Below are 1,401 nucleotides of genomic sequence, written 5' to 3' on the forward strand. Positions count from 1 at the left end.
CGACTTCACGCTGTTTGTTTGTTTTTGAGCAGAGCATCGAGGGTGCCTGATGTGTTGAGGGCTGTGAGGTCGCTGTTTCCGCCGACGTGGAAATCTGCGATGAAGATTTGCGGCACGGTGGTGCGCCCGCCCGCGCGGGCGATCATTTCGCGGCGCCGCGCGGGGGTGATGTCGATGTCGTGGTTCACGAAGCGCACGCCTTTGGCGGCCAGCAGGGCGCGGGCGGCTTTGCAATGGGGGCAATAGCCCTTGGTATAGAGCGTGATTTCAGGGGGCATGGGGTGTCTCCGGGTCTGTGCCCCCGCCGCATTGACGGGGGCTGTGGCGGGGGCTGTGGCGGGTCAGTTGCGGGCGATGCGGCGCAGGGCGTCACCGGACAAAAACAGCGCGGCGGCCAGCAGGACGATGTCTTTCAGCAGGAACTGGCCCGGCACGACCGAGAGCGCGGGAAAGCCGCCAAGGCTCGGCTCGCTCACCGGGGCGGTGAACAGGAAGCTGGCCGTCACAAAGAAGGTCGCCAGCGCGCCCAGGGCCCCCAGCAGCGCCACCTTGGGAAACTTCGCGCCCACCACCAGCAGCAGGGCAATCGCGATCTCGGCGGATCCGATCAGGTTCGACGCCCCCTGCAGCGAAAACACCGAATAGAGCCAGCTGGTCAGCGGGCTGGAGGCGACCAGACCCTCGATGGCGCCCGCTTCATAGGCGGTGAATTTCATCGCCCCGATCCAGCCCAGCACAATCGCGCTGGAAAAGCGGATCGCATGGGTGCCCGCATTCGCCACGGTGTCGCCCAGATCGGCGAGGTTCACGGCGGCGGCGGGGGTGTCTGTTACATGTGTCATGGTGTGTTTCCTTTCTTGACCGAATGGTCTTTATTTAGGTAAAGCTGTGCGGCGTCAGTGCCGATGGCCAACACCTACAGATTACGGACTGATCGGTCAATAACTATCCATTCACAGCTTCGCGAGGACAATGACACATGCAGCAACCCGGACGCCCGAGGGCATTTGACCCCGATGAGACCCTGTCGAAAATCATGCATCTGTTCTGGGAACACGGCTATGAGGCGACGGGGCTGAGCGACATCACAAAGGCCACGGGGCTGGGCAAGGCGAGCCTTTATGCGGCGTTTGGCAACAAGCAGTCGATGTATCTCAAGGCGCTTGCGCATTACGACGCCCGGGTGGTGGAGGGGGCGGTGCGCATCCTGCGCGCGCCTGACACAGCCCCGCTGGCGCGGATCGATGCGTTTCTCAGCGCGCCGCTCACGGCCCTGGGCGATCACGCCGACAGCCGCGGCTGTTTCCTGTGCAACGCCTCCGCGGATCGCGCCGCGCTGGACGCGCAAACGGCAACCCTCGTGCGCACAGGCTATGACAAGATGCGCCGCGCCATCGTCCA

3 protein-coding genes are annotated in these 1,401 nt (G+C 64.0%); 1 reads left to right on the forward strand and 2 read right to left on the reverse strand.

Annotated elements, in window-relative coordinates:
• Positions 1-5: 5 nt before the first annotated feature.
• On the reverse strand, positions 6-278 hold the full coding sequence (gene grxC, locus K5Q35_RS22530) for a glutaredoxin 3 (protein WP_013960758.1): 273 nt from the start codon (positions 276-278) through the stop codon (positions 6-8).
• Positions 279-341: 63 nt separating this feature from the next.
• Positions 342-842 (reverse strand): YkgB family protein, encoded by a 501-nt coding sequence (locus K5Q35_RS22535; RefSeq protein WP_013960757.1) that lies wholly within the window; start codon positions 840-842, stop codon positions 342-344.
• Between the two features lie 137 nt (positions 843-979).
• Here K5Q35_RS22535 and K5Q35_RS22540 point away from each other — a divergent pair.
• Positions 980-1,401: TetR/AcrR family transcriptional regulator (locus K5Q35_RS22540; protein WP_220801477.1), on the forward strand; the 422-nt coding region annotated here is incomplete at its 3' end.

Source organism: Roseobacter sp. OBYS 0001, assembly GCF_019654895.1.
Classification (GTDB): Bacteria; Pseudomonadota; Alphaproteobacteria; order Rhodobacterales; family Rhodobacteraceae; genus Roseobacter; species Roseobacter litoralis.

Excerpts from the sequence above, each read along its gene's own strand:
- K5Q35_RS22535 (WP_013960757.1), bottom strand. The coding sequence starts at position 842 with ATGACACATGTAACAGACACCCCCGCCGCCGCCGTGAACCTCGCCGAT.
- grxC (WP_013960758.1), bottom strand. The coding sequence starts at position 278 with ATGCCCCCTGAAATCACGCTCTATACCAAGGGCTATTGCCCCCATTGC.